16 protein-coding genes are annotated in these 20,728 nt (G+C 70.3%); 9 read left to right on the top strand and 7 right to left on the bottom strand.

The window, feature by feature from the left end:
- Positions 1-9: 9 nt before the first annotated feature.
- Entirely contained in the window at positions 10-222 is a 213-nt protein-coding gene (locus ACFW6P_RS15875) for a DUF397 domain-containing protein (protein WP_386423944.1), read from the bottom strand.
- Positions 219-1,094, bottom strand: coding sequence for a helix-turn-helix domain-containing protein (locus tag ACFW6P_RS15870; protein ID WP_386423942.1), 876 nt, complete (start codon positions 1,092-1,094; stop codon positions 219-221). Before ACFW6P_RS15870 ends, ACFW6P_RS15875 begins: the two co-directional genes overlap by 4 nt.
- Positions 1,095-1,250: 156 nt before the next feature.
- On the opposite strand from ACFW6P_RS15870, the gene ACFW6P_RS15865 reads away from it, so the two are divergent.
- From ACFW6P_RS15865 to ACFW6P_RS15850, 4 genes are all read left to right on the top strand, one after another.
- A complete protein-coding gene (locus tag ACFW6P_RS15865) occupies positions 1,251-1,796 on the top strand; it encodes an ATP-binding protein (RefSeq protein ID WP_386423940.1) in 546 nt (181 codons plus the stop codon).
- A 148-nt stretch (positions 1,797-1,944) separates the two neighbouring features.
- Positions 1,945-2,817 carry a helix-turn-helix domain-containing protein gene (locus ACFW6P_RS15860; protein ID WP_386423938.1) on the top strand — a complete coding sequence of 291 codons (873 nt, stop codon included), beginning with the start codon at positions 1,945-1,947 and terminating at the stop codon, positions 2,815-2,817.
- 52 nt (positions 2,818-2,869) lie between these two features.
- Entirely contained in the window at positions 2,870-3,481 is a 612-nt protein-coding gene (locus ACFW6P_RS15855) for a Uma2 family endonuclease (protein WP_386423936.1), read from the top strand.
- A gap of 25 nt (positions 3,482-3,506) precedes the next feature.
- Complete coding sequence (locus ACFW6P_RS15850; protein ID WP_386423934.1) at positions 3,507-3,839, top strand: hypothetical protein; 333 nt, start codon at positions 3,507-3,509, stop codon at positions 3,837-3,839.
- Positions 3,840-3,929: 90 nt separating this feature from the next.
- Here ACFW6P_RS15850 and ACFW6P_RS15845 read toward each other — a convergent pair whose 3' ends face one another.
- Both ACFW6P_RS15845 and ACFW6P_RS15840 read right to left on the bottom strand, forming a co-directional pair.
- Complete coding sequence (locus tag ACFW6P_RS15845) at positions 3,930-5,126, bottom strand: hypothetical protein (protein WP_386423932.1); 1,197 nt, start codon at positions 5,124-5,126, stop codon at positions 3,930-3,932.
- Entirely contained in the window at positions 5,126-5,773 is a 648-nt protein-coding gene (locus ACFW6P_RS15840) for a DUF4365 domain-containing protein (protein WP_386423930.1), read from the bottom strand. The genes ACFW6P_RS15845 and ACFW6P_RS15840 overlap by 1 nt, the downstream gene beginning before the upstream one ends.
- Before the next feature lie 237 nt (positions 5,774-6,010).
- Between ACFW6P_RS15840 and drmA the strand changes: the two genes are divergently transcribed.
- From drmA to drmC, 3 genes are read left to right on the top strand one after another with little or no spacing between them, the layout of a single operon-like run.
- Positions 6,011-9,634, top strand: a complete 3,624-nt coding sequence (drmA, locus tag ACFW6P_RS15835) for a DISARM system helicase DrmA (protein ID WP_386423928.1) — start codon at positions 6,011-6,013, stop codon at positions 9,632-9,634.
- On the top strand, positions 9,631-11,487 hold the full coding sequence (gene drmB, locus ACFW6P_RS15830; RefSeq protein WP_386423926.1) for a DrmB family protein: 1,857 nt from the start codon (positions 9,631-9,633) through the stop codon (positions 11,485-11,487). The genes drmA and drmB overlap by 4 nt, the downstream gene beginning before the upstream one ends.
- Positions 11,469-12,305: a DISARM system phospholipase D-like protein DrmC gene (drmC, locus tag ACFW6P_RS15825; RefSeq protein WP_386423924.1), complete on the top strand. Its 837-nt coding sequence runs from the start codon at positions 11,469-11,471 to the stop codon at positions 12,303-12,305. The genes drmB and drmC overlap by 19 nt, the downstream gene beginning before the upstream one ends.
- A gap of 84 nt (positions 12,306-12,389) precedes the next feature.
- On the opposite strand, the gene aspS is transcribed toward drmC, so the two are convergent.
- Entirely contained in the window at positions 12,390-14,153 is a 1,764-nt protein-coding gene (gene aspS / locus ACFW6P_RS15820; protein ID WP_386357023.1) for an aspartate--tRNA ligase, read from the bottom strand.
- 168 nt (positions 14,154-14,321) lie between these two features.
- Between aspS and ACFW6P_RS15815 the strand changes: the two genes are divergently transcribed.
- On the top strand, positions 14,322-16,460 hold the full coding sequence (locus tag ACFW6P_RS15815; protein WP_386423922.1) for a SpoIIE family protein phosphatase: 2,139 nt from the start codon (positions 14,322-14,324) through the stop codon (positions 16,458-16,460).
- A 595-nt stretch (positions 16,461-17,055) separates the two neighbouring features.
- Here the strand turns inward: ACFW6P_RS15815 and ACFW6P_RS15810 are convergent.
- Both ACFW6P_RS15810 and ACFW6P_RS15805 read right to left on the bottom strand, forming a co-directional pair.
- On the bottom strand, positions 17,056-18,033 hold the full coding sequence (locus ACFW6P_RS15810) for a pirin family protein (RefSeq protein WP_386357029.1): 978 nt from the start codon (positions 18,031-18,033) through the stop codon (positions 17,056-17,058).
- Between the two features lie 183 nt (positions 18,034-18,216).
- Positions 18,217-18,681, bottom strand: a complete 465-nt coding sequence (locus ACFW6P_RS15805) for an SseB family protein (RefSeq protein ID WP_386357032.1) — start codon at positions 18,679-18,681, stop codon at positions 18,217-18,219.
- A 215-nt stretch (positions 18,682-18,896) separates the two neighbouring features.
- On the opposite strand from ACFW6P_RS15805, the gene ACFW6P_RS15800 reads away from it, so the two are divergent.
- Positions 18,897-20,723, top strand: coding sequence for an acyl-CoA dehydrogenase (locus ACFW6P_RS15800; protein ID WP_386423920.1), 1,827 nt, complete (start codon positions 18,897-18,899; stop codon positions 20,721-20,723).
- Positions 20,724-20,728: the final 5 nt, after the last annotated feature.

Raw genomic sequence — 20,728 nt, 5'->3', positions numbered from 1 at the left:
GGTTGCGAGTCAGCTCCTGGACGCGTACGCCACAAAATTCGCCCACGCCTCCGGCGCGAGGGTGAGGCGGCGGCTGGCGTCCCGGTACTTGGAGTCGCGGATGTGGATGGTGCCGGGGGTGGTGGCGACCTCGACACAGGAGTTGCCGTCGCCGCTGCTGCTGTAACTGCTCTTGAACCACGCCAGCGCGGAGCCGTCGCCGGAGGTGGGGTAGCCGCTCATGTCTCTCCAAGCATCTGCTCGATGAACGCCCGCGACTCTCGGGGCGTGAGCGCCTGGGCCCGGATCATGCTATAGCGCAGGTCAAGGATGCGGATCTGCTTCGGATCGGTCACCGGGCGGCCGTTGAACGCTCCCTCAGAGCGCCCTACGGCCGCAGCGTCCGGGAACTTCAGCACTTCGATGATTCCGCCGGTGCCGAAGTGTTCGTCCACGTCTGTCGGCATCACCTGGATCGACACGTTCCTCAACTCTGCCAGCTCAAGCAAGCGTTCGAGCTGTCGACGCCACACCATTCTGCCGCCGACCGGTCGCCGGAGCGTCACCTCTTCCTGGACAAAGCTGAGCGTCGGCGCGGGTGAACGCTCGAAGATCGAACGGCGAGCCATGCGCGCGGCCACCATGCGCGCTGTCTCCTCGTCGGAGTAGGCGGGAAGCCACGCGCCAAACAGCGCCCGCATGTGCTCCTCGGTCTGCAACAGACCCGCGATGTTGCTGTTCTCGTACACCCCGATCTCGACCGCCCGCGCCTCCATCTGCGCCAGATCCCGCACCTTCTTCGGATACCGAACCTTCGCCACATCCTCCTTCATCGCCGAGAGCAACCCACCCGCCCCCAACACCTCGTCCGCCCTGTCCAGAAACTCGGGCCGGGGAATCCGCTTCCCGCTCTCGATCTTGTAGACGAGGTCCTCGCCGTATCCGACGGACTTCCCGAAGTCGCCGGCGCGCATCCCCACGGCCTCGCGCCGCAGCTTCACCTGCCGCCCAACGGTGGCCACGACGGCCACGCCCCACTCGTCGTCCGGGTCCACCTCCCACCCCGGCTCGTCAGCCTCCGTCCTCAGCTGCCGAACCTCGCCGTCCACCGACATGCGCGCCCCTCCGTCGTACCGTCTCGTCCCAGCCGCGCCGTACCCGTACGCCCCGCCCTGACAAGCCCGGACACCACCGGACAAGCACTGGACAGTCACCGTACGCAACCGCGACGTCACTCCTCACGGTAGCCACATCCGGCCACGCTGAGTGACGTGAATCGGAAACTCCCCCAACCCGACGGTCCCGTCCGCAACTTCAGCGTGCTGCTGTCCCCCACACCCCGAGGCGCCCGCCTCGCCCGCCTGCTCGCCACGGAACAACTGCGGACATGGGGCCTGCCCTTGGACCCGGCGCAGCTCATCGTGGCCGAACTGGCCAACAACGCCGCGACCCACGGCCGCGTCCCCGGCCGGAACTTCGAGCTCCTGCTCTACGTCGTCGGCCAGACGCTCCGCGTCGAGGTGACGGACACCCGCGGTGACCGGCTTCCGCAGCGCCGGCCCGCCGGTCCGATCGAGGAATCCGGCCGCGGCCTGACCCTCGTAGCGACCCTCGCCGACCGCTGGGGAGTCGTCCCCGGCCTGCCGCCCCGCAAGACGGTCTGGGCCGAACTCACCTTCGCCGCACCGCCGTCACCGGAGCATGACAGTCCACGCTCCGGCCGGACCCGCGCTCCCTATGAACCACCCACTGAGGAGAAAGAACCCCACCAAGCCCCACCCCTCCCTCCCGCCCGGCAGGCTCACTCCCGCGAGTGAATATGCCCAAGTGAGCTGGATTCGGGACCGGTTGCCTGCCTTACGCTCAGCGCCAGCAGCACACCACAACCCCAGGCATGGGACGGCCCCCGCCGGGACTAGCGATCCCTGCGAGGGCCTGACCACCGAGGAAGTTAGGCCCTTCCTGATGGACACCGAGAACCCTAGCGCGCCCTCGCGCGCCCAGTCCCGTATCCGGGGCAAGAACCACCCCGCCGGGCACCGCGCCGCCGGCGTCGTCCACGACCACGTCCGCCACACCGAGAACTTCACGGTGATCGGCAACGACCTGGCCCAGCACCGCGAGCTGTCCCTGCTCGCCATCGGGCTGGCCTGCTACATCCAGTCGGTGCGGCCGGGCACCGCCGTCGACATCAAGACCCTCGCCGCCCGCTTCCCCGAGGGCCCCACCCGCATCGCCGCCGCCCTGCGGGAACTGGAAACCCACGGCTACCTGCGCCGCAGCCGCGAGCGCACCCCCACCGGCCGGATCGTCACCCGCACCGTCTCCTGCAACAGGCCCGGCCATCGAACCGCCGCCCGGGAGGCACCCGCCCGCAGGTCCGCCGCCCGGCGCACGACCCCCGACGAGCCCGCGCCACGCAAGCGCCTCCCCGCCGTCCCCCAGCCGTCGTACCCCGCCCCCGCCCTCCTCCAGACCGCCGTCGACGTGCTCGCCGGGCTGCGCCGCCACGACCCCCGCCTGCTCCTCTCCGCCACCGACGCCGAACACCTCGCCCCCGGCGTCGCCGCCTGGCTGGAGCGCGACCTCACCCCCACTGCCGTACGCCACGCCCTGACCGAGAACCTGCCGAACGAGCCCCTGATCCGCCCCGCCGCCCTCCTCGCCCACCGCCTGACCGCCCAGCTCCCGCCCCCGCCGCCGTTCAGGCCCCCGGCCTCACCGGCCCCCGAGCCCCGTCACCCCCTCCAGACCTGCGACGGCTGCGACCGCGCCTTCCGCGCTCCGACCCCCGGCTGCTGCCGCGACTGCCGAACCGGCCTCCCGGAAGCCGCCTAGCATGAAAGCGACGATCCTTTCCCCTGGGCACGGACGACGAGGAGCGAGCGCTATGACCATCGCACCGGGCAACGCGCGGCAGGGCGCCTCCCACCGCTACCGGGCCATGCGGGACTTCGTTCAGTCCGCGGACGACACCCTGCCCGGCAAGTTCGAGATCACCCAGGAAGGGATCGTCCACGACATGATGGCGCCCGTCGGCCCGCATGAGCTGACCACTGTGCACCTCCGGAGGCGCTTGGAAAGGGTGATGCCGGAGGAGATCGTGGCTCACACAGGCGAACCGGATGTCGAGGACGAGTCCCAGGGCCTCATGCGCCGACCTGACATCATGGTGATCACCATGGAGGACATGGATGTCCAGGGCTCCTTCGATCCCCGCACTCTCATCGCCGCCATCGAGGTCGTATCCCGCTCCAACCCGGACAACGACTGGGTCGCAAAGATGCGCGACTATCCCCTGATGGGCATCCCCGTCTACGCGGTCTTCGACCCCCGCACGGGCGAGGGCGCCGTCCTCACCGACATCCACACCACCCCCGACGGCCCCCGCTACGCCACCCGCAAGGACTTCGTCTACGGCGAGGACATCACCATCGCCGACTGGACGATCTCCACCCAGAACCTGCCGCTCTATGGCAGCTGCACCGGCGGACAGCACTGAGCGACTGTGCCCGGCGACAGCTGGCGTGAGCGCAGACGGGCGCGGCAGGCGCTATGTCGAGCGGCTGCGTGAGACGAGGCCCCGTGACCAGGAGATCATCATCTCGGGCCGCATCACCGAGCTCCGCGAGAGCGGCTGGGTGAAGGTCAAGACGGGCACGGCCAGGAACGCCCAGGCTTACGACGTCCACTTCGAGGAGCCGGAGGCACTGCTCCGCATGCGTCCGGGCCTCGGGGACAACGTGCACTTCCGGGTCCGTTTCCGTCAGCGCCTCGATGCGGTGGGCATCGCCCGGTCGACCGAGTACACGTACCTCGGCCCGGCGGCGGAGCAGTCGTCCCTGCCGCTTCAACCCTGATCAGGCGCCCGGCCGAGCGCTCTGGCCTGGGTCATGAGGGCAGGACGCGGTTGGGCCGTGAGCGGGAGTAGGCCCTCCTGCCGCGCAGGGCTACTCCGGCCGCGCCACGAAGCCCGTCACCCCCCGCATCCGCACTCCCGTGCCCCGCGGCTCCACGTTTCCCGTCACCGTGACCTCCCAGCCGTCCCGCCAGGCATCCGCGGCCCGGTCGATGTCCTCGGCACGCAGCTCCACGCGGACGCTGCGCTGACGCCGGTCCTCGTCGTGGAGGAACGAACCGAAGATCGTGGCCTCGCGCGGGTGCACGTCCCGGTGCAGTTTCTTCACCACCCCGTGCAGGACCGCGCCCTCCTCCCGGCCCAGCCGCTCCCGCAGGTCCTGCGCCACGGCCTCAAGCGCCATCGTGTGACGCCGGCTGATCGACACCGGCGGGGAGGGCTGCTCCACCGGGCGTTCCGACGACCACGCGAAGGACAGGGAGAAACTGCGGCGCTCCTCGCCCGCCATCTTCACCAGCGCCTCGCACAGGTTCGCGGACAGACCGGCGCTCGCCATGTGCTCCACGTGCGGCACGGAGTCCTCGTTCAGGGTCAGTTCGGCGGCCTGGTGCGCGCAGGCGACGCCCGCGTACAGCATCCGGGAGACCTTGCGGGCGAACGGCTCGGGCCGCTGCGCGGCCAGCGCCCTCTGCCGGGTCAGCTCGGTCTCGTCGAAGAGAGACCCCTGGCCACTGCGGTCCTGCCTGCCGTAGTGCCCCTCCGGCAGGGGGACATGAGCGGCGACGACGTAACTGCCGACGCGGGTCTGATCCAGCCGTACCGCTGCCACGTGGTCCTTCACCGACTGCGGCTTCTGCGCGGGCTGCACGGCCCGGGGGCCGAGCGCCGAGGACGCCGCCGCCGTGTGCAGGTCTTTCAAACCGGTGAGCGCCGCCACGAGGTCGACGAGAGGTGCCGTGCCCGAAGGGCCGGGCGGGACCAGCCGGAGGAACTGCCAGTCCACCGGCGGCAGCCGCATCTCACGCAGAATCTCACCTGCCGGCCTCGCCTCCACCACGGCCAGCGTCTCCAGGATGTCGGCGACGCGGCCGGCGTAGTCCCGACGTTCCCGCACCGGCACGAGTAGTTCGTACGGAGGGCCCGGCTCGTCGCGCGGCTTCCACTCCCACAGCTCGGCACCCGACAGGTCCCGCTCCGCGCTCCAGCCCTTCTCGCTCAGATAGCGCCGGACGACCTCGGGCTTGAGCGTCTTGGCCTGTTCGAACTCCCCGTCGGTGATCACCGTCATCACACCCCCACCAGCTCCCGGTAGTCCTCGGCGAACAGGTCGTGCAAGGAGTCGACGGTCAGCAGGTTGGCACGCGGGATGTAGACCGTGCGCGTACTCGAGCCCGAGGTGTTGCCGAGGGCGATGGGCTTCTGGTCGTGCAGGCACAGCCAGTACGCGGCATGACTCAGGCGCAGCCGCTCCTCGGTGGCGTGCGACCAGGCGAAGGGGTCGGCCGGTGCCAGGACGAGGAACAGGAAGCGGGGCATCTCGTAGTCGTTGCCGGCCAGCTGGTTGTAGTTCTTCACCTTGAGCGGGTAGCGGATGTGGTCGTCGTGGAGGTCCGGGGACGACGTGCACTTGACCTGTGCCTCAATGGCCGGATACCTACGGGTTCCCCTGCGTCCCGCGTACCCCAGCTGCCAGTCGACGCCGACCCGGTCACGCTCTTTGCGCGTCACGTCGAGGTTGGCCGCCGTGGCCAGCATGCGGATGAACTCCTCGCCGAAGGCACCGCGATGACCGTTGTCGCCGAAACCCTGCGCTCCCTGTAACCAGGCGGGCGGCGGCACAGGACCGCTCGACACAGCGGTCCTCGGGGCGAACAGGCGCTTCAACAGGTCGTTCGGCTGCTGGTGCGGGATACCACCCGTCGTGCTGTCCGCCATCTGCCCCCGCTCACCCCCGGCACCGAACGCGCGGCGTGCGCATGATTCCCATGCGCCTGCGTACCCTTCGCGCGACGCACGGTAACGAAGGTCACACCGGCGGCCAACAACCTTGATCGAAATCAGGCCGCACCGGGTCCACCGGCCGGCCCGAGAACAACGGGCCGCCGACCTGGTGATCGGTTGCCGTTCGGGAAGTCCGTTCACGATGTCAGTACACCGGCCTACTCTGAGCCCGTGACCCAGCAGCCTCTCGCCGGCCCTGACCCCGAGCCGACCTCCGACTCCGCCGCACCGGTGCTGTCCGCGCCCACGCAGAGACAACTGCGTGACAAGCTCGCCGAGCTGGTCGTGCGCGACCTCCTGGGCCCAACCGGCGACGAGCCGGAGGAGCTGTCGGAGGGCAACCCCCTGGATCACTACATCATGGGGCGGCTGGCACCCGGCGGTGTCCGTGACGAGGACAGCCCCGACCTGCGGACGGTCGGCAAGGTCGTCGAGCCCGAGACGCTCGAGGAGCCGGGCATGGCCCCCGAGCAGGAGCCCGAGGCCGGTGACCCGGACCCGTCCGCGCCGTCCATGCCCAGCCTGCACCCGTCGACGCTGGGACTGACCCTGCGAGTGGCACGCGACACCCAGGAGCTGAAGGTCGACTGCTCCTGGGCACGGTACGAACGCGCCGAGTCGGAGATCGAGGGGAACCACCGGCGGGTGTGGCGCCGGGTGCCCTGTTCGGGCACCGTCACCGTGAAGCTGGCGGAGGGCCGGCTCGCGGCCCAGCCGGTGCACCCCCGGGACTTCCCCCACGTCGTGGTGCGCGGCCGGGCACGGCTGCACGAGGGTTCCTGGCTGGTCTCGCTGTTCCTGGTCAACGGGCAGGAGAACAAGTCGGGGTGCACCCACTGGATGTTCCAGGCCTCGATGACCGTGAGCGGCCCGCCCGGGACCGCGCCGTTCCTGCCGCGCCGGGCCGTCGAACTGCCCGGTGACGACCACGACGAGCGCCGCTCGCTCGCCATGACCTACCGCTTCCATCCCGAATTCGCCGTCGGCCACGGCACCGGTGTGCACGCGGACACCGACCCGGCGGACCCCCGGCGCGCCGTGCGCCTGTCCACGACAGCCACCCCGTCGTACGAGATCCCCTTCACCGACGTCCCCGACCCCCGCCGCGACCCGCGGGACGCGGACCTGCCCGAACTGGCGGACCTCGTGCTCGACATGCGCGAGCTGAGCCGGCTGGAGGCACCTCCCCTGCTGGCCGCGCTGCAGCCGCTCGTCGACGGGTACCGGGCGTGGATCGAGCGTCAGCGGCGGTCCGTCGACGATCCGGCCGTCGGCCTCGACGCCTACCGGGCCGAGGCGCTGGAGAACCTCCGGCTCGCCGGTGTGGCCGCCGATCGCATCCAGGCCGGCATCGACGTACTGCGGGACGACCCCGACGCCCTCGACTCCTTCCGGTTCGCCAACCGCGCCATGTGGCACCAGCGGGTGCACACCATCGCGGCCGGGGACCGGCGCCGTACTCCCACGCTGTCGCTGGAGGAAGCGGTCCAGGCCGTCGACCTGCCGGAGAACCGCAGCTGGCGTCCCTTCCAGCTGGCGTTCCTGCTGCTCAACCTCCCCTCGCTCGCGGACCCCGCCCACCCGGAGCGCGCCGACGACCGCGGGGCGCTGGCCGACCTGCTGTGGTTCCCCACCGGTGGCGGCAAGACCGAGGCCTACCTGGGTCTGACCGCGTTCACCCTGGCCATCCGCAGGCGCAAGCCGCACCTCGGCGGGCTCGACGCCGAGCACGGCGTGGCCGTGATCATGCGGTACACGCTGCGTCTGCTCACCATCCAGCAGTTCCAGCGCGCGGCCGCACTGATCTGCGCCTGCGAGGTCATCCGGCGCGAGGAGCCCGCCCGCTGGGGCGACAACCCGTTCCGCATCGGGCTGTGGGTCGGTGGCAGGGTCACCCCCAACACCACCGAACAGGCGGACGACTGGGTCAAGGAGCGCAAGAAGGACAAGGGCTTCAGCGGCTTCGGGCGCACGGGGTCACCCCACCAGCTCACCAGTTGCCCCTGGTGCGGCTCGAAGATGGAGGCGGGCCGCGACATCACCGTGGAGCGCACTCTGCGCCGGACGCTCATCACCTGCCCCGACGCCTACGAATGCCCCTTCGGCGCCGCTGCCTTCGGATGGCCGGCCGAGGAGCGGGGACTGCCGATCCTCGTCGTCGACGAGGAGATCTACCGTCTCCCCCCGAGCCTCGTCATCGCCACGGTCGACAAGTTCGCCCAACTGCCCTGGCGAGGCGAGACGCAGGCCCTGTTCGGCCAGGTCTCCCGCCGGTGCACACGCCACGGGTACGTCACGCCGTCCGCCGTCGACAACGACTGGGAGTCCTCCAGCCACCCGGCGGGCAACGGCCATCCGGCCGCTTCCACCGTGGACGCGCGGCGTGTCCGTCCGCCGGACCTGATCGTCCAGGACGAGCTGCATCTCATCTCCGGCCCGCTCGGCTCCCTCACCGGGCTCTACGAGACAGCCGTGGACCTGCTGTCCACCTGGGAGCCCGAACCGGGCCGCAGCGTGCGGCCGAAGGTCATCGCCTCCACCGCCACCGTGCGTCGCGCGGACCGGCAGATCCACGATCTCTTCGCCCGCCGCACGGCCGTCTTTCCGCCGTCGGGCCTCGACACCGACGACACGTTCTTCGCCCGGCGCCGCGCCACCGCCGAGACGCCCGGCCGCCGCTACGTGGGCATCTGCGCCCAGGGTGTGCGCACCAAGTCCGTGGCGATTCGGGTGTTCGTCGCCCAGCTCGCCGCCGCCCAGCACCTGTACGAAACCTACGGTCCCAGCGAGCTGACCGACCCCTACATGACGCTGGTCGGCTACTTCAACAGCCTGCGTGACCTCGGCGGCATGCGGCGGCTCGTGGAGGACGACGTTTCGGCGAGGCTGCTGCGGGCCGACCGCCGGGGACTCGCCGCACGCCGCATCGGAGAACCCGCCGAGTTGACCAGCCGTATGGCCTCCGAGGCCATCCCCGACATCCTGGCCAAGCTCGACCTCACGTTCGGCCGCAGGCCCAAGGGATCACCCCGGCCCATCGACGTCCTGCTCGCCACCAACATGATCGCCGTAGGAGTCGACGTCTCCCGGCTCGGCGTCATGGTCGTCAACAACCAGCCCAAGTCGACCGCCGAGTACATCCAGGCCACGAGCCGCGTCGGCCGCCGCGCACCCGGTCTCGTCTTCACCGTTCTCAACTGGGCGCGCCCGCGCGACCTTTCGCACTACGAGACGTTCGAGTCCTTCCACGCCAGCATCTACCAGCACGTCGAGGCCCTCTCCGTGACGCCGTTCGCCGACCGTGCCGTGGACCGGGGACTGACCGGTGTCCTTGCCTCCCTCGTCCGCAATCTGAAGCCGGACTACAACCCCAACCGCGGCGCCCAGTGGGTGGACCGCCGCGGTGAGGTCGTCAGTCATGCCGTGCGCTCCCTGGAGCTGCGCGCTCGGGATGTGCTGGCTGACCAGCACGTCGTCAACGAGGTGCGGACCAGGCTCGACGCCCGCCTCGACTACTGGGAGCAGAAACGCCGCGCCCCCGGCGCCGTCCTCGGCTACCGGGCGGCCAAGCGGCAGGGCGACGTCGCCCCGCTCCTGCTGGAGCCGGACAGCGGACCGTGGCGGCTCATGACCTGTCCCACCTCACTGCGCGAGGTGGAACCACCGATCCGGCTGATCTTCACAGGCGGGACGGGACCGGAGCCCGACGAGGAACCGCCCTACGCACCGCGGGTTCAGGACGACGACCACGCCGGCGCGGCCGACGGTGACGAGGACCCCTGGGAGAGGACATGAGCAGCCCCACCACCCAAGCCCTGCGCGTGGGCGAACTCCGGCCCAGTCAGCTCCTGCACACCTACGGCATCGGAGCGGTCACCGACCTGCCCAACCTCTCCACCATGGTGCTGGGGCTCGACGACTGGGACCCGGTTCGCGCCCGCGTTCTGATCGAAGACCGGCTCCTGGCCGCCGTACGTCGCCGCCTCGGCGGCTCGGTCACCGCCCTGCGCACCCCGCCCCACCTGCCGGAGAATCCGGCCGACCCCTACGGCGACTGGACCAGGACAGGCGTGCCGGTCGCCCTGTTCCCCCGGTGGCTGCGCTGCTCCCGCGAGCGGTGCAACCAGCTGGCACCGGCTTCGAGCGGCCTCTTCCAGCTACGGCCCAACCTCTACCGACCGGAGAAGACCAAGTACGTCCACACCAACTGCGGCGGTCCGGGCAAAGGCCAGCCGACGGCGCTGCCCGCCCGCTTCCTGGTCGCCTGCAAAGACGGGCACATGGACGACTTCCCCTGGGTCTACTTCGTCCACAAGGGCGGCGCTGCCTGCGACAACCCGACTCTCAGCCTGACCGAGTCGGGCACCACCGGTGAAGCCGCCAACGTCTTCGTGCGTTGCACGTGCGGGGCGGTCCGCTCGATGGCCGACGCCATCGGTCAGGCCGGGGAGAGCAACCTTCCGGCCTGCCGCGGCCACCATCCGCACCTGGGCACCTTCGCCCAGGGCCGCTGCCGCGAGTTCGCACGGACCATGGTGCTGGGCGCCACCAACAGCTGGTTCGCCTCCCAGCTGAAGGTGTTCAGCATTCCGCGCGCCGAGGAGCCGCTCACCCAGGCGGTCAAGGAGCACTGGAAGCTGCTGTCCCCCCTGGCCGCTGTCCCGGCGGAGGCCGCGAAGATGTTGCTGCCCACCCAGGCATGCTGGCCCGAGCTGGAACAGTACGGGGCGGACGCGGTGTGGACGGCCATCACCAGGGAAGCCCAGGCAGTCACGAGAGAACCGGCAGAAGAGGACGAGGAGTTCGACCTCATCACACCCGAGTGGCGGGCCTTCACCCATCCACGCGATCACGCTCTGCCCGACTTCACCACGGTACGGGAACAGCGTGTGCCCGACGGGACGGCCGAGTGGCTGGACAGCGTGGTCCTGGTGCACCGGCTGCGCGAGGTGTCGGCACTCACCGGTTTCACCCGCATCGAGGCTCCCGAATGGCTGCCCGACGAAGAGTTGCGCACCCGCTCCGGAGCACCCCTGAGCCGGAACGACGCAACGTGGGTTCCCTGCGCCGAGCTGCGGGGTGAGGGCGTTTTCCTGGCGCTCAAGGAACGGCCGCTCGCCGAATGGGAGCAGCGTGAGGCAGTGCTCGCCCGGGAGAAGATCCTCAAGGACGCGCACCACGACTGGTGCCTGGCCCGCGGCGTGCAACCGCGCTGGCCGGGGATCAGATACGTGCTCCTGCACACCCTGGCCCACGTACTCATCCGCCAGTTCGCCCTGGACTGCGGCTACGGCGCCTCGGGCATAGCGGAGCGGATCTATGCCCGTTCCGGTCCCGACCCCATGTCAGGCATTCTCCTCTACACCGCTGCCCCCGACAGCGAGGGAACTCTGGGCGGGCTGGTCTCGCTCGGACGTCGTGACCGCCTCGGTCCGGCCATCACCCAGGCGTTTGAGGAAGCGAGGCTGTGCAGCTCCGACCCCATGTGCGCCGAGCACGATCCGCGCATCCATGCCCGGTTGCACGGGGCGGCGTGTCACGCCTGCCTGTTCGCGGCGGAGACGTCCTGCGAGCGAGGCAACCACTACCTGGACCGGGCACTGCTGGTGGAGACACTGGCGGACGACACATGCGCATTCAGGCAATGAGTCGTCCGGACCCGATACCCGGCCAGGACCGGCCGAGCGGAACGTCCCCACGCCGGGAAGGTGTCCCGGCCGCTCGCAGCGGTGCTTCCGCCACTCGCCTGCCTGCTCTTCTCGCCGCCCTCTGCGAACGTCTGACCGAGGACCGGTGTGTTGCTCTGGAGCGCACCCTGCAAGCGGCCACGGGACCGGACGACGCCCGGGTCGGCCGCTTCGTCGCAGACGAGGCAGCCGCCGGCCTGGCGCGTCAACTCAGGGACATCGTCCGTACCTGGCGGGCCGAGGCACCCGGTCTGACCGGAGCCGGACTGGCATTGGCCCTGGCCACGGCCCGGTCACTGCCACGCCCGGAACCGGCCCAGGTCGTGGTCAGCGGACCCCTCGGTGCCTCCGTACCGGCGCGGCTGACGAGTGGTGTCGCCGTGGAGGTGATCCGATCCGCAACCACGTCACTGCTGATCGCCAGCTTCGCCGCGTACGGTGCTCGAGACGTCGTACGAGAGATAGGGCGAGCGGTCAAGAGGGGTGTCCACGTGGACCTTCTGCTCGAGGAGTCCACACAAGCAGCGGACGCTTTCGCCGCACTGCCGCACGAGGTCCATGTCTGGCACCGCGCGGGGGCAGGTGGAGTACTGCACGCCAAGTTGATGGCGGCAGACCGGCACACGGCGTTCCTGGGAAGTGCCAATCTCACCGACCGTGCCTTGTCCGACAACATCGAACTCGGAGTACTGATGCGGGACCCCAAGCTGGTGAACCCGTTGGTCGATCACTTCCGCTGGTTACTGGCACCCGAGAACGACCTCATGCGCCGTGCTTAGTGCGTTCCGCACACGGCCCGGTTCCGGCTGCGAGAAAGCGCCCGGGCCCCACGAGGTCCCGGGCGCTTCGTTCGCCTGTGCGTGCTACTTCGGCTGCGGCTTGCGCACCGACAGGTGCAGTTCCTTCAGCCGTGCCTCCTCCAGCTCCGTCGGCGCGCCCATCATCAGGTCCTGGGCGTTGCCGTTGAGCGGGAAGGCGATGGTCTCGCGGATGTTGGGCTCGTCGGCGAGGAGCATGACGATGCGGTCCACGCCCGGGGCGATGCCGCCGTGCGGCGGGGCGCCGAAGCGGAACGCGCGCAGCATGCCGGCGAACTTCTCCTCGACGGTCTCGCGGTCGTACCCGGCGATCTCGAAGGCCTTGAGCATGATCTCCGGCTCGTGGTTCCGGATCGCGCCCGAGGACAGCTCGACGCCGTTGCAGACGATGTCGTACTGCCAGCCGAGGATGTCCAGCGGGTCCTGGGTCTCCAGGGCCTCCAGACCGCCCTGCGGCATGGAGAACGGGTTGTGCGAGAAGTCGATCGCACCGGTGTCCTCGTCCTTCTCGTACATCGGGAAGTCGACGATCCAGCAGAACCGGAACACGCCCTCCTCGAAGTGCCCGGCGCGCTTGGCGGCCTCCACGCGGACCGCGCCCATGATCGTGGAGACCTCGTCGAACTCGCCCGCGCCGAAGAAGACGGCGTGACCGGCGGCCAGCGACAGGCGCTTGGTCAGCTCGGCGACGTTCTCCTCGGTGAGGAACTTCGCGATCGGGCCGGTCAGCGAGCCGTCCTCGGTGACACGGACCCAGGCCAGGCCCTTGGCGCCCTGCGAGACGGCGAAGTCGCCGAGCTGGTCGAAGAACTTGCGGGGCTGCGCGGAGACGTCCGGCACCGGCAGGGCGCGGACGTGCTTGCCGGCGAAGGCCTTGAACTCGGAGGCCTCGAAGATGTCGGTGATGTCGACGAGCTCCAGCCGGGCACGCAGGTCCGGCTTGTCGGAGCCGTACTTCAGCATCGCCTCGCGGAACGGGATCCTCGGGAACGGCGAGGTGACGTGGCGGCCGTTGCCGAACTCCTCGAACAGCTCGGTCATCAGCTTCTCGACGGGCTGGAAGACGTCCTCCTGCTCGACGAAGCTCATCTCGATGTCGAGCTGGTAGAACTCGCCCGGCGAGCGGTCGGCCCGGGCGTCCTCGTCGCGGAAGCAGGGCGCGATCTGGAAGTAGCGGTCGAAGCCCGAGATCATCAGCAGCTGCTTGAACTGCTGCGGCGCCTGCGGCAGGGCGTAGAACCTGCCCGGGTTGAGACGGGACGGGACGACGAAGTCGCGGGCGCCCTCGGGGGAGGTCGCGGACAGGATCGGCGTCGCCATCTCGTTGAAGCCCAGCGCCGTCATCTTGTGACGGATCGCCGAGATGACCGCCGTACGCAGCATGATGTTGCGGTGCATGCGCTCGCGGCGCAGGTCCAGGAAGCGGTACTCCAGGCGCCGCTCCTCGTTGACACCGTCCTCGGCGTTGATCGTGAACGGCAGCGGCGCGGCCGCGCCGAGCAGCTCGACCTCGCCGACCTCGACCTCGACCTCACCGGTCGGCAGCTCGGGGTTGACGTTCTCGGCGCCACGGGAGACGACCTTGCCGTCCACACGGACGGTCGACTCCTTGGAGAGCTTGTCGAGGGCCTCGTACGCGGGGGTGCCGGGACGGGCCACGAGCTGCGTGATGCCGTAGTGATCGCGCAGATCGATGAAGAGGATGCCGCCCAGGTCGCGCCGATTGTGCAGCCAGCCACTCAGCCGGACGTCGGTGCCGACGTCAGAGGAGCGGAGCTCGCCGCAGGTGTGGGACCTGTACCGATGCATCGTCGTTCATCCAGTCTTCGCTGATCGGGGTCTGTGTTTCACGTGAAACGCAGACCCAGCGTACCGGGCAGGCGACGATCGACTCCCCCGAGTTCTCCGCAGCTGACGATCGAGCGCGCTTTCCACTCTCGGTGGCAGTGTCCGATCGCCTCTTCTTAAAGTAGGGCAATGCGCACTGGCGAACCCCTGCCCGCCGTGGGGGAGGCCCTCGCCGCCCTCGCGACCGGCCTGTGGCACTGGGACACCGCCGCCGGGCTGGTCACGGTCGACGCCGAGGCGGCACGGCTGCTCGGGCTGCCCGCCCGGCAGGTCAGCCTCACGGAGGCACAGGCCCGGGCCCGGCTGCACCCGGTCGACTGGAACGAGATCACCGGCGTCGTCCAGCTGGCCGTCGCCGAGGGCACCCTCGCCGAGGTGCGGATCCGGATCATGGACGAGCAGGGCCGGGTCGTCCGGGCCGTCCGCAGCCGCTCCAAGCCGACCTTCGACCGGGCCCGCAAGGCGTATCTGCTGATCGGCACCCTCCAGGAGGTCACCGAGCCCACACCGGGCACCCCCGCCGGGCGCAGCGCGGTCACCGGAGACTGGCGGCGCTCCCGGGAGGCGTTCCTGCTGGACGCGGGCCGGGCGCTGGCCGAGGCACGCTCCACGCAGGAGGTCCTGCGGGTGACGGCCAATCTGTCGATGCCCGGTTTCTCGCCGGACGGGCTGGCGGTGTTCGGCGTGGAGGGCGATCGCCTGACGGTGATCGGGCACCACGGGCAGCAGCGGGGCACCGAGAGCCCGTTCTCGGACATGCCGCTGGACACGGACTACCCGGCGGCCGAGGTGGCCCGGACCGGGCGGGCGGTGTACCTCTCCTCGCCCGACCAGTACAAGGCCCGCTACCCGCTGACCTGGCCGCTCGCCGAGCGCTTCGGCCGCCGCTCCTGGGCGTTCCTGCCGCTGACCGTGGCCGGCCGCACGATGGGCGCGTGGATGGCGGCCTTCACCTACCCGGTCGCCTTCACCCCCGACGAACGGTCGGTGCTGACAACCGTGGCCCGGATGCTGGCGCAGGCCCTGACGCGGGCGGGCGTGGCCGAGAGCGAGCGGGCCCTCACCGACGGACTGCAGCGCACGATGCTGCCGAGGCTCGGCCCGCAGCGCATCCCGGGCATGAGCGTCGCCGCCCGCTACGTCCCCACCGGGGGCGGACTGCAGGTCGGCGGTGACTGGTACGACGTGATCCCGCTGCCCAGCGGTCGGTTCGCGCTGGTCATCGGGGACGTCCAGGGCCATGACGTACGGGCGGCGGGCCTGATGGGCCAGCTGCGGATCGCCCTGCGGGCGTACGCCTCGGAGGGCCACCGCCCCGACGCCGTGCTGTCCCGGGCCTCCCGCTTCCTGCACGGCATCAGCGACGAGGACCCCTCCGACTCGCGCTTCGCGACCTGCCTCTACGTCGAGGTGGATCCGGCGACGGGGCTGCTGGACGTCGCCCGGGCCGGGCATCCGGACCCGGCGATCCGGATGGCCGACGGCACGGTACTGACCCGGCCGACGTCGGGCGGGCTGCCGCTGGGCATCGACCCGGACGCCGACTACCCCACGACCCGGGTCGTCCTGGAGCCCGGCGAGACCATGCTGATCTGCACGGACGGGCTGATCGAGACCGGCGGCCACGACCTGGACACCGGCTGGCGGCGGCTGCGCGCGATCCTGGAGGACCACAAGGGCGATCTGGAGGAGCTCGCCGACACGCTGGTGCAGGCGGTGCACGGGCCGTCGTCGCACCACACCACGGGTCCGCTGGTGGACCGCCGCGAGGACGACATCGCGCTGCTGCTGCTGAGCCGGGACGGCGGGGAGTACGGCTGCGGCGACACGCTGACCGGACGGGCGCCGGTGCGGCGCTCGGTGCTGACGGTGGCGCAGGACGAGCCGGAGCGGGTCGCGGTGGCCCGGCAGCAGTTGCGGGAGCTGCTGCACGACTGGGCCTCGCCGGACCAGGTCGACTCGGCGGTGCTGCTGCTGTCCGAGATGCTGACGAACGTCCTCGTGCACACCGACTCCGACGCGCTGCTCGTCGCCGAGATCGCCGGGGCGGAGGGCGAGCGGCGGCTGCGGATCGAGGTGACCGACGTGGGCGACGACCTGCCGCACAAGCGCAGACCCGGGGAGCTGGCGTCCTCCGGCCGCGGCCTGGTGCTGATCGAACTGCTCGCACACGCCTGGGGCGTCGACCCGAGGGGCGAGGGCAAGAGCATCTGGTTCGAGCTCCACGAGTCCCTGAACGACTCGGGAGACGGCTCCTGGTCGCCGTGACCGAGCCCTGCCCAGGACGACGCCGCGCGAGCGGCCGAGGCTGGACAGCTCCACCAACCCGGCGGGCGGTCGGTCAGGCGGCGGGTGTGAGTCGGGCAAGGCCGCGGAGCAGACGACGACCGTCATCAAGGGCGACCACCACGGCATCCAGGGCGGCTCCCACACCGGTGGGCAGACCTTCCACTTCTCCACCCGCCGAGCCCGCGCCGGTCGCCTCCGGCCCGTCCACCCGCGGCCGGCCCGTCCGCCCCCGGCCCGTCCACCCGCCGAGCCCGCGCCGGTCGCCTCCGGCCCGTCCACCCGCCGAGCCCGCGCCGGTCCCCTCCGACCCGTCCACCCGCCGAGCCCGCGCCGGTCCCCTCCGGCCCCTCCACCCGCCGAGCCCGCGCCGGTCCCCTCCGGCCCGTCCACCCCCGGCCGGCCCGTCCGCCCCCGGCCGGGCGGTCACCCCCGGCCGGTCCGCCTCCCGGCCGGGCGGCCGCCACGGCTCCGGCTGCCGGCGCCGCCTCGGCCGGCGGACGGACGCCAACGGTTGCCGTCCCTCGTCACCATGGACGTCACCACCGGGGAGAACCCGCGGGCGCGGTGACGCGCGTCAGTCCTGCGGACCGCTGTCCGTCATGCCGTGCACGGCCGGGACCGTGCCCAGGCGGCCCTTCTGGAAGTCCTCGAAGGCCTGCATGAGCTCGTCCTTGGTGTTCATGACGAACGGGCCGTAGTGCACCATCGGCTCGCGGATCGGCTGCCCGCCGAGCAGGACGACCTCGAGGTCCGGCGTGCGGGAGTCCTGCTCCTCGTCCGCGCGGACGGTCAGCGAGGACCCGGCGCCGAAGACCGCCGTCTGGCCCATGTGGACCGGCCTGCGGTCGGTACCGACGCTGCCGCGTCCGGCCAGCACGTACGCCAGCCCGTTGAAGTCCTCGCGCCACGGCAGGGTCACCTCCGCACCCGGCGCCACCGTCGCGTGGATCATCGTGATCGGCGTGTGCGTGATGCCGGGACCGGCGTGGCCGTCCAGCTCACCGGCGATGACCCGCAGCAGCGCGCCGCCGTCGGGGGTGGTCAGCAGCTGGACGCTGCCGCCGCGGATGTCCTGGTAGCGCGGGGCCATCATCTTGTCCTTGGCCGGGAGGTTCACCCACAGCTGCAGGCCGTGGAAGAGCCCGCCGGACATCACGAGGTGCTCCGGTGGGGCCTCGATGTGCAGCAGGCCCGAGCCGGCGGTCATCCACTGGGTGTCGCCGTTGGTGATGGTGCCGCCGCCACCGTTGGAGTCCTGGTGGTCGAAGATCCCGTCGATGATGTAGGTGACGGTCTCGAAGCCGCGGTGGGGGTGCCACGGCGTGCCCTTGGGCTCGCCCGGCGCGTACTCCACCTCACCCATCTGGTCCATCATGATGAACGGATCCAGGTGTCGGTAGTTGATCCCCGCGAACGCCCGGCGCACCGGGAAGCCCTCGCCCTCGAAACCGCTGGGAGCGGTCGTGACGGCGAGCACGGGACGTGCCACGGCGTCGGCGGGAGCGGTCACTCGGGGCAGCGTCAACGGGTTCTCGACGGTCACAGCAGGCATGTCGGTTCCTCCTTGTGTACGCCCAGTTTAGTTGAGCGTTGAACTTCTTGCTACCCCGAACCGGGAAAACCCCGCGGGCATTCCCCGGGTGGACGGCGCGGCGGACCGCAGGCCCCGACACGGCGGAAGGCCGGCACCCGCACGGGGTACCGGCCTTCGTTCGCACGGTTCGGGCGCCTCGGCCTAGCCGTACATCCGCCGCATCGCGAAGTCGACCATCTGCTCCACGGCCTTCGCGTCGAACACCATGCGGTGCTCGCCCTCCATGTCCAGGACGAAGCCGTAGCCGGTCGGCAGCAGGTCCAGGACCTCCGCGCCGGTGATCACGAAGTACTTGGACTCCTTGCCCGCGTACCGGCGCAGCTCCTTGAGAGTGCTGAACATCGGGATCACGGGCTGCTGGGTGTTGTGCAGGGCGAGGAAGCCGGGGTTGTCGCCGCGCGGGCAGTACACCTTCGACGTGGCGAACACCTGCTGGAAGTCCTCGGCGGCCATCTGCCCGGTGGTGAAGGCCCGCACCGCGTCCGTCAGCGAGGGCGGGGACGGCTCGGGGTACAGGGGCTGCTGCTGCCCGTACCCGCCGGACATCGGCTGCTGCGGAGGGGCGTACTGCGCTTGCGGGCCCGCTGTCTGGTCGTAGCCGTACATGAGCGCAAGCGTACCGAGAGCGGTGGGGCGCAAGCGGCGGTACGCCGGTCCGGGACGCCCCACCCGGCCGGCATGAGCCACGCGTCACAGATGACCGGATCGGGGTTGCTTCTTATTACCGACGGGTAGCATCATCGGAGATACTTGTTGGTACGTGAACTAGCGCGAGGATCCAGTGCCTCGCCGATCTCTCTACGGAGCCGGGAGCCGTCGCCATGGGGCACTACAAGTCGAATCTCCGCGACATCGAGTTCAACCTCTTCGAAGTACTCGGGCGCGACAAGGTCTACGGCACCGGCCCGTTCGAGGAGATGGACGTCGAGACCGCGAAGAGCATCCTGGAGGAGATGACCCGCCTCTCGGAGAACGAGCTGGCCGAGTCCTTCTTCGACGCCGACCGCAACCCCCCGGTCTTCGACCCGGAGACCAGCACCGCACCGGTCCCCGCGTCCTTCAAGAAGAGCTACCAGGCCTTCATGGACTCCGAGTACTGGCGTCTCGGTCTGCCGGAGGAGATCGGCGGCACCACCTCGCCCCGCTCCCTGATCTGGGCCTACGCCGAGCTGATCCTGGGCGCCAACCCGGCCGTGTGGATGTACTCCTCGGGTCCGGCGTTCGCCGGCATCCTCTTCGAGGAGGGCAACGAGGTCCAGAAGCACATTGCCAAGATCGCCGTGGAGAAGCAGTGGGGCTCCACGATGGTGCTCACCGAGCCCGACGCGGGCTCCGACGTGGGCGCCGGCCGCACCAAGGCCGTGCAGCAGGAGGACGGCTCCTGGCACATCGAGGGCGTGAAGCGCTTCATCACCTCCGGTGAGCACGACATGTCGGAGAACATCCTCCACTACGTGCTGGCCCGCCCCGAGGGCGCCGGCCCCGGCACCAAGGGCCTGTCCCTCTTCCTCGTCCCGAAGTACCTCTTCGACTTCGAGACCGGCGAGCTGGGCGGGCGCAACGGCGTCTACGCCACCAACGTCGAGCACAAGATGGGCCTGAAGGCCTCCAACACCTGCGAGATGACCTTCGGCGACCGCCACCCCGCCAAGGGCTGGCTCATCGGCGACAAGCACGACGGCATCCGCCAGATGTTCCTCATCATCGAGTTCGCCCGCATGATGGTCGGCACGAAGGCGATCTCCACGCTGTCCACCGGCTACCTGAACGCGCTGGAGTACGCCAAGGAGCGCGTCCAGGGCCCGGACCTGGCCAACTTCATGGACAAGACCGCGCCCAAGGTCACCGTCACGCACCACCCGGACGTGCGCCGCTCGCTGATGACGCAGAAGGCGTACGCGGAGGGCATGCGCGCGCTGGTGATGTACACCGCCTCCGTCCAGGACACGATCCAGGTCAAGGAGGCCGCCGGCGAGGACGCCTCCACCGAGCACGCCCTGAACGACCTGCTGCTGCCCATCGTCAAGGGCTACGGCTCCGAGAAGGGCTACGAGCAGCTCGCCCAGTCGCTGCAGACCTTCGGCGGCTCCGGCTTCCTGCAGGAGTACCCGATCGAGCAGTACATCCGGGACTCCAAGATCGACACCCTCTACGAGGGCACCACGGCGATCCAGGGCCAGGACTTCTTCTTCCGGAAGATCGTCCGCAACCAGGGCGCCGCCCTGAACTCCCTCGCCGAGGACATCAAGAAGTTCCTGGCCCTGGGCACGGGCGGCGAGGAGCTGGCGGGCGCCCGCGAGCACCTGGCCAAGGCGGCCGTGGAGCTGGAGGCGATCGTCGGCCTGATGCTCACCGACCTCGCCGCCACCGAGCAGGACGTCAAGAACATCTACAAGGTCGGGCTGAACACCACCCGCCTGCTGATGGCCTCCGGTGACGTCGTCGTCGGCTACCTGCTGCTCAAGGGCGCCGCGGTCGCCGCCGAGAAGCTGGAGACGGCCTCCGCCAAGGACAAGGCCTTCTACACCGGCAAGATCGCCGCGGCGAAGTTCTTCGCCGCCAACGTCCTGCCGGGCGTCACCCTGGCCCGCAAGGTCGCCGAGGGCGTCGAGCTGGACCTGATGGAGCTGGACGAGGCCGCGTTCTAGTCTCC

Origin of the sequence: Streptomyces sp. NPDC058741 (genome assembly GCF_042746715.1) — a bacterium.
Taxonomy (GTDB): Bacteria; Actinomycetota; Actinomycetes; order Streptomycetales; family Streptomycetaceae; genus Streptomyces.
The sequence above is the reverse complement of the archived record's forward strand: the minus strand, read 5'-3'. Positions and strand labels throughout refer to the sequence as shown.